At 69.8% G+C, this 7070-nt stretch carries 7 protein-coding genes; 5 read left to right on the top strand and 2 right to left on the bottom strand.

All coding sequences use genetic code 11. The annotated features are described in order from the left end of the window. From D7Y13_RS46025 to D7Y13_RS35660, 3 genes are all read left to right on the top strand, one after another. The coding region (locus D7Y13_RS46025; protein WP_158626182.1) for a hypothetical protein at positions 1-1601 on the top strand (1601 nt) is incomplete at its 5' end. A 169-nt stretch (positions 1602-1770) separates the two neighbouring features. Further along, on the top strand, positions 1771-3135 hold the full coding sequence (locus D7Y13_RS35665; protein WP_120534350.1) for a sigma 54-interacting transcriptional regulator: 1365 nt from the start codon (positions 1771-1773) through the stop codon (positions 3133-3135). A gap of 56 nt (positions 3136-3191) precedes the next feature. Further along, positions 3192-3839, top strand: a complete 648-nt coding sequence (locus tag D7Y13_RS35660) for a DUF3332 domain-containing protein (RefSeq protein WP_120584357.1) — start codon at positions 3192-3194, stop codon at positions 3837-3839. Positions 3840-3902: 63 nt separating this feature from the next. Here D7Y13_RS35660 and D7Y13_RS35655 read toward each other — a convergent pair whose 3' ends face one another. Both D7Y13_RS35655 and D7Y13_RS35650 read right to left on the bottom strand, forming a co-directional pair. Further along, positions 3903-4454: a hypothetical protein gene (locus D7Y13_RS35655; protein WP_120534352.1), complete on the bottom strand. Its 552-nt coding sequence runs from the start codon at positions 4452-4454 to the stop codon at positions 3903-3905. Continuing rightward, positions 4451-5770, bottom strand: a complete 1320-nt coding sequence (locus D7Y13_RS35650) for a hypothetical protein (RefSeq protein WP_120584358.1) — start codon at positions 5768-5770, stop codon at positions 4451-4453. Before D7Y13_RS35650 ends, D7Y13_RS35655 begins: the two co-directional genes overlap by 4 nt. Positions 5771-5953: 183 nt before the next feature. On the opposite strand from D7Y13_RS35650, the gene D7Y13_RS35645 reads away from it, so the two are divergent. Both D7Y13_RS35645 and D7Y13_RS35640 read left to right on the top strand, forming a co-directional pair. Then, complete coding sequence (locus tag D7Y13_RS35645) at positions 5954-6604, top strand: gluconate 2-dehydrogenase subunit 3 family protein (RefSeq protein ID WP_120584356.1); 651 nt, start codon at positions 5954-5956, stop codon at positions 6602-6604. Next, on the top strand, positions 6601-7070 hold a 470-nt coding region (locus D7Y13_RS35640; RefSeq protein WP_147452566.1), incomplete at its 3' end, for an FAD-dependent monooxygenase. The genes D7Y13_RS35645 and D7Y13_RS35640, both read left to right, overlap by 4 nt.

Genomic DNA, 7070 nt, shown 5'->3' with positions numbered 1-7070 from the left:
AGCCGGTGGTGCCGGTGGTCCCCGTGGAGGATCCACGCCTGCCGGATGGCGGCACGCAGCCCCCGGACTCGGGCACCCCGGTTCCCGACGCGGGCACGGGCGGCACGGACGCGGGCACGGGTGGCGGCACCGACGCGGGCACCGGCGGCACGGATGCCGGCACGGGCGGCGGCACCGACGCGGGCACGGATGCCGGCACCGGCGGCCCCAGCGAGACGGTGCAGACCTATCCCCTGCCGTCCGCGCCGGGCTGGACGTTCTACAACCAGGAGCTGGGCGCGCCGCGCTACGTGTACGGCATCACCGCGGACCAGGGCGGCAACATCTGGGTGGCGGGCGGCGAGGAGGGCCTCTTCCTCATCAAGAAGGGGGAGAACGTCATCAAGCGCTTCACGATGTCCGACGGCCTGCATCCCTTCGGCCGCATGCGCGACGGCGTGGGCGGTCCTCCTCCGGGCATGCCGTACCTCAAGGTCATCTCCGTGGCGGGCGGACCCGCGGGCACGGTGTTCGTCGGCTACGCCGGCAAGCCGCCCCAGCCGGGCATGCCCACCTGCGAGGACGAGTGGGACCAGTCGGAGCTGGACGGGCGCGCACCGGACGCGAGCGTCTACAAGAGCGGTGACGCGGACAAGGTGACGCTCAAGGCGGACGGCACCCTCGACGTCGTGCACTACGACATCCACACCGGCCCCACCAAGGTGGGCGCGGAGCTGCGCGGCCGCGAGAAGGTCTGCACCATCCACCGCATCGCCTACGACCCGGTGAAGGAGCTTGTCTGGTTTGGCGGCAACCATGGCTTCGCCATGGGTGATGCGAAGTTCGACGGCAACGTCCCGTCCTACTGCTGGGATCCGCGCCCGTGGACCACGGAGGGCTTCAAGTGGGAGTTCGTCTGCGCGGGTCTCTACGAGCACGTGCACCCGCACATCTCCGGCTCGAAGGGTGAGCTGCTGTCGGACCGCTACTTCGGCATCGCCATCGCGGAGAACCACGACGTCTTCTTCGGCGGGCAGATCCGCTCCACGCGCTTCCGCTACGGCACGAACAACGACAACTACTGGAAGGCCCAGGAGCAGACGGAAGACGCGCCCTACAGCGCGAACCGCTTCGACATCTGGGCGGACAAGGTGCCGGACTACCCCAGCAAGGAGCAGCGCGTGGACGACGACGTCTCCGGCATGGCCATGGCGGGCAACGGCGACGTCTGGGTCAGCTCCTTCTATCACGGTCTGGCGCGCCTGGGCCCCTCCGGAGAGGTGCAGGGCAAGGTGATGCAGGACCTGGTGAACTACACGCCGGCCAGGGGCACCACCGCCGCGATGGCCCCCACCTCCGCGGTGGCGACGGATCCGCTGGATGGCAGCCTCTGGGTGGGCGCCAACTGGTGGGGCGGCATCACGCGCCTCAAGGGCGGCGGCACGGTGAAGTACAGCGCGGATGTCTTTGGCACGGCGCTCACCTCGGTCAGCTCCGTGTCGGACATCCAGTTCGACCGCTCCGGCGGCAAGCGCCGCGTGCTCGTGTCCTTCGAGGGCACCAAGGTCGCGAAGACGGGCGTCGTCACCCCGGGCCTCATCGGCATCTACGACGGCGACTGACCGGCGGCGCCGTCACGCCAAAGTCGTTCACGGCCGTCCTTCTCAGTTTCCGAGGAGGGCGGCCGTGGTGCGTCCATGACGCACCGTGCCCGGCCGTCCACCAGCCGGGCACCGACTTCCGCCAGAAAGCACGCGCGGGCCGGAAGCCGACTAGAATGCGCGACCGTTCATGTCCACCGTCCCTCCCGCCCCCATTCCCGCGCACACCGTCGTCGTCGCGCGTGCGCAGGCGGAGCGGCTGTCCGCGCAGCGCTTCCACCTGGTGCTGCTGGACACCGAGCGCGCGGGGACCGTCTACCCGCTCGCCACCGAGGACCTGCGCGTCGGCAAGTCCACGGACAACGACGTCGTCATCGACCACCCCACGGTGAGCCGCAACCACCTGGTGGTGCGCCGCCAGGGGGACCGGTTCCTCGTGCAGGACCTGGGCTCCACCAACGGCACCTTCCTGGACGGCGCCCAGGTGCGCGAAGCCTACCTGCGCCCCGGCGCCCTGCTGGAGGTGGGCGACGTGCGCCTGCGCTTCAGCCCGCAGATGGCGCCCGTGCAGGTGGAGCCCACCGTCGAGGACCGGCTGGGCGACCTCGTGGGCCGCAGCGTGCCCATGCGGCAGATCTTCGCGCTGCTCCAGCGCATCGCCCCCACGGACTCCACCGTGCTGCTGGTGGGCGAAACGGGCTCCGGCAAGGGCGCGGGCGCCAAGGCCATCCACAAATTGAGCACCCGCGCCGCGGGGCCCCTGGTCGTCTTCGACTGCGCCAGCGTGTCCGACTCGCTCATCGAGAGCGAGCTGTTCGGCCATGAGAAGGGCGCCTTCACCGGGGCCGTGGGCCAGCGCATCGGCTGTCTGGAGCGCGCCAACGGGGGCACGCTCTTCCTGGACGAAATCGACGACCTCGCGCTGGACCTGCAGCCCAAGCTGCTGCGCGCCATCGAGGACCGGGAGTTCCGCCGCCTGGGCTCCTCCACGCCCATCTCCTTCGACGCGCGCATCGTCGTGGCCAGCAAGAAGGACCTCTGGTCGGAGACGCAGGCGGGAAGGTTCCGCGAGGACCTCTACTTCCGCCTGTCCGTCTTCACCGTCAGCCTGCCGCCCCTGCGCGACCGCAAGGAGGACATCCCGCTGCTCGTGGGCGCCTTCGCCGGTGAAGCCCTCTGGCCCCGGCTGCCGGAGAAGATTCAAGAGCAGTTCCTGGGGCACACCTGGCCGGGCAACGTGCGCGAATTGCGCAACGCCCTGGAGCGTGCCCGGCACATGGTGGACATCCCCGGCCTCACCGGGGACAACCTGCTGCGCGAGTTCACCCGCGACGTGCCCTCCCCCGCCGGGGACTTCCTGCCGGTGGAGTTCACCGGACCGTTCAAGGTCTGCAAGGACGAGCTGGTGCGCGCCTTCGAGCGTGAGTACCTCACGCGCCTGCTGGGCCGCGCCCGGGGCAACATCGCCCGCGCCGCCCGCGAGGCGGAGCTGGATCGCAAGCACCTGTATTCGCTGCTGCACAAGTACGGGCTGGTCCAGAGCGAGTCGGACTGACGCTTCGTGGCATGGTGGCGCCCGCTTTCGCGGTCCCCCTACCCCCTGGAGTGTTCATGAAGATGCGTCCGTCTCGCTGGCTGGGCGTGCTGTGCGCCGGTGTCCTGATGATGCATGCGACGGGCTGCTTCGGCTCGTTCAAGCTCACGCAGAAGATCTGGCAGTTCAACAAGGGCATCTCCGGGAACAAGTTCGTCCAGTGGCTGGTGTTCCTCGTCTTCGTCGTCGTCCCCGTCTATGAAATCGGCGCGCTGGTGGATGCGCTCGTCGTCAACAGCATCGAGTTCTGGAGCGGCAGCAACCCGGTGAGCAGCGTGGAGGGCGAGGACCCCAACACGCGCATCGTGAAGCTCAGCCCCACCGACACGCTGAAGATGACGCGCGACCTGGAGTCCGGCGTCATGCGTCTGGAATTGCAGCGCGAGGGGCAGGCCCCGCTGGTGCGCTACTTCGAACCGCTGGAGGACGGCATGGTCGCGCGCGACGAAGCGGGCGCCCTGCTCATCCGCGCGCAGGGCCAGGAGGACGGCGCCGTGAAGGTGACCAGCGCCACCGGCACCACGATGACCGTGCACGCCCGGGACGCGGTGGACACCGCGCGGCAGCTCTTCCTGGAGGGCGGCGCCCCGGCGCTCGCCCAATTCGCCACGCACCAAGGACAGCTCTCCCAGGGCATGGCTTCGCTCAACACCTGCACGCCCTGAAGCCTGGCGCATGAAGCAGAGGGCTTCCGGTGCGTGCAACCACCGGAAGCCCCCGCGAGTGAATCAGGGCGCGGGTTCGTCCACCACCACGTCACCCAGGTCCGGACCGAAGCCCGCGTCGAGCGCGGTGGCGGAGAACGTCCCCTCCAGGCTGCGGCCCGCGCCGTACCCATCCCCTTTCTTGAACGACAGGGAGAAGTCACCGCGCGTGAGCTGATCCGGGCTGCCGCCTTCGTCCAGCACCAGGTCGCCGCGTTCCACCGGGGTGAAGACACGCGCGGGCTCACCCGCGGCCACGTGCACCACCGATGCGCGGTCGCGACCGGACGGCGTGGTGCCACCCAGTTGCACCTTCGTGCCCGGCTTCAGGTCCACCCCTTCGGTGTCCACCGTGAGCCGCGCGACGAGGTCCACATCCAGGCCGTTGTTGCGGAAGTAGCTCACCTGGAGCGCCTCCGGGTTGCGGCGCACCTCCACGCGCGACACGTCGGTGATGGGGAACAGCTCCGACACGCTGCCGGACAGTTCGTTGTCCCCCCGGCAGCCGACGATGCCCGCGCCGGACACCAGCCCCGCGAGCCCCAGCGCCGCCAGGACGCGTCCCGCGTGGCTCACCGCTCCACCGCCAGCGTCAGGGCCTTGGTGCTTCCGGACCGGTACAGCACCACGCGCTGGCCCGACGACAGGAACGCCAGCTTCGGCGACCAGCCTCCGTCGAAGTCCACCGTCGTCTCACGCCACTGGCTCTCCACGCGGGTGGCGATGACGAGCGCGTCATCCGACGGCGAGCAGCTGCCCTCGTTGCGCCCGGACTCCAGCGAGCAGATGTGGAACGCGATGGACGGATCATGCGTCGCCGGGTCGAACGCCAGCGACGGATACCAGCCGCCCGAACCCGTCTGGTAGACGGGATCCGGCAGCGTCCAGTCCCCCGCCGCCGCGCACTTCGCCCCCGTCTTGCCGGAGCAGGAGATGAAGGTGAGCCGGTTGTTTGAACGGTCCACCGCGGCGATGCCGAAGCCCTCCGTGGAGTCATACGCCATCGACGCGCCCAGCATTGTGTTGCCCACCGCCTGCACCTGCACCGGCGGCGTCCAGGTGGTGCCATCCGCGTTGCGGCGCTGGAAGTAGACGTTCTGCCCCGGGGCGTCCGCGGCCCCGAAGGCCTGGTCGAACACCAGCGCCGGCTGCCCGTCCGCCATCAGCATCTGCAGGTGCCCGCCATACGCCCCCTTCTGGTCACCGCCCGAGGCCACCACCCGGTGCTGCCACGCCGTGGGGCCACCGCTGGCCAGTTCCACGTCGCTTCCGGCCCAGTCCTGCTGGGGGAACTGTCCGTTGTGCCCGTCGCGGTACACGACCAGGGCATTGCTGCCGCTGAAGACGATGGAGGGATTGAGCCCCACGAGGTAGCCGGTGTCGCTCACCGGATTGCCGGAGACGGCCTGGTCGCCCTTCGTCACCGCGATGCGCTCGGTCCAGGTCCCGTTCGCATTGCGGTAGGACACCGCCAGGTCGCTCTGGAACCAGTAGATGGATTCGTCGCTGCCGCCGCCCAGGTAGCTCACCGCGGGTTGCCCCGTCGGCGCGAACGCCAGCGACACGCCATACACGCGCTGCACGGTGGCGATGGTCTCCGCGGTCGCCTGCACCTGACCGTCCTTCACTTCGCGGTAGCGAAGCTCGGAGTCCTTGTCGTTCACCTTCACGAAGTACGCGATGCCGATGCGGTCATCGGGCCCCACCGCCATCGCGATGGAGGAGATGGTGTGCAACTCGCTCGGCTCCGTGTCCACCACCAGCTTCACGAACGGCGTCTCCGTCGTGCCCGCATCCGTCCCGGGGCCCGGTCCAGCGTCGGGATTGGCTGGCTTGCCGCCGCCGCATCCCAGCGCGAGCGCCGCACCCAATAGCCACGCGTGCCGTTTCATGGGGTTCTTCTCCTTGGTCGAGTCCGGCCTGCTTGAGCGCGCCATCCTATGCCAGCCGAGCGACTTCCAGGTCGGACAAGCCTCGCGGTGCGAGCATCCTGCACCCCGGCGGTGGGCGGCCAACCGACTCCGGGCCCTTCCTCGCACCGTGGAGGATGCGCATTTGGGCTAGGCTGTCCGGCCATGGCTCGCGCGAGTTCGCTCCCCCGACGGCTGTCCCGGCGCACCTTCATCCAGCGCCTCACCTTCTTCGGCGGTGGCGTGGTGCTGCTGGGCGGCGCCGCCTGCAAGCGCTCCAAGGACCCGGAGCCCGCGAAACCTTCTGAACCGTCTGGAACCACCGCCACCGGACAGGCCCTGCGCACCTTCTCCGCCTTCGAGTACGCCGTCGTCGTCGCGGCCACCGAACGCCTCCTGCCGCGCGACGAGGACCCCGGCGCCCAGGACGCGGACGTGGCCCTCTACATCGACCGCATCCTGGAGACACAGGGCCTGGAGTCCATGCACCGCGACTTCCTCCAGGGACTGGCCGCGCTGGAGCGCCGGGCGGACCGCATGTTCCAGACGGGCTTCGCGAAGGCCACGCCCGCCCAGCAGGACGAGCTGCTCGCCATCTTCAAGGACAGCGCGGCCGGCAGCGGTGAGGCGCACTTCTTCGAATTGCTGATGACGCTCAGCCTGGAGGGCTTCCTGGGCGACCCGTCCTATGGCGGCAACAAGGGCCGCGTCGGCTGGCGGCTCATGGGCTTCGACACCGTGGGCACCATCGCCATGGCGCCCCCGGAGGGCTACGACGGCCCCAAGTGCCTGCGCGAGTGCGGAGGCCACCCGTGAAGGCGGTGGACGTCTGCATCATCGGCAGCGGCGCGGGCGGCGCGCCCCTCGCGCTGGAGCTGGGCCGCGCGGGCTTCAAGGTCGTGGTGCTGGAGAAGGGCCGGCACTACCAGCCCAAGGACTTCGTCCACGACGAGATCCTCAACAGCCGCCGCAACTTCTTCATGCCGCTGCCGTGGGAGGAGCCCCACCTCGTGCGCCACGGCGCCAAGGCCCGCTACGAGCGCAGCAACGTCGCGTGGACCGCCAACTGCGTGGGCGGCGGCACCGTGCACATGAGCGGCTTCTTCTACCGCCTCAAGCCAGTGGACTTCCGCCTGCGCTCCACGCTGGGCGCCGTCCCCGGCACCACCGTGGCGGACTGGCCCATCTCCTACGAGGACCTGGCGCCCTTCTACGACAAGGCCGAAGCGGAGATGGGCGTCTCCGGCCACGCCGTCCCCCACCCCTTCGCGGAGCCCCGGAG

Origin of the sequence: Corallococcus praedator, from assembly GCF_003612125.1 — a bacterium.
GTDB lineage: Bacteria > Myxococcota > Myxococcia > Myxococcales > Myxococcaceae > Corallococcus > Corallococcus praedator.
Note: the sequence above shows the minus strand (reverse complement) of the source record. Positions and strands in the feature narration are given on the sequence as shown.